Raw genomic sequence first — 551 nt, 5'->3', positions numbered from 1 at the left:
CCCACCCGGCCAGCGCCGGTTCGGACAGCACGGCCTCAATCACGTCCAGAGACAGCGATAGCCGATCTGCTTCTTCTGCATCCACGTTCAGGCCCATTCCCGCAGCCTTGGCCAGCAACGCCAGAGCCCGCAGACGCGGGACCAGCTCGTCCATCACACGCGCTTCCTGCGCCAGTTCATAGCGTGGATGCAGGGCCGATAGTTTTACGGATACACCGGGGTTGGCGCGGATATCGTCATGGGTGCAGGCCTCGGCAATGGCCGCAATTGCCCGTGAGTGGGACAGGTGATAGCGCGCAGCGTCCGCTTCGGTCCGGGCGGCCTCTCCCAGCATGTCGTAAGAATAGGTGTAACCCTTGGCTTCCATGGCGCTGGCGCGGTCCATTGCGGATTGAATGGTTTCACCCAGGACAAACTGGCGCCCCATTTCTTTCATCGCGCGACCAACCGCGGTGCGAATCACAGGTTCACCCAATCGCTTTATCGCGCCGCGCAAAGCGCCGACCGGTGACGAGTCTCCGTCATCCAAAACCTTGCCCGTCAGCATCAAG

Annotated in this window: 1 protein-coding gene; it reads right to left on the bottom strand. The window is 61.9% G+C overall.

The annotated features are described in order from the left end of the window. Window positions 1–551: proline dehydrogenase family protein (locus ACRZ95_RS23225; RefSeq protein ID WP_480555768.1), on the bottom strand; the 551-nt coding region annotated here is incomplete at both ends.

The sequence above is a fragment of the Ruegeria sp. AI3 genome, assembly GCF_056541245.1.
Note: the sequence above shows the minus strand (reverse complement) of the source record. Positions and strands in the feature narration are given on the sequence as shown.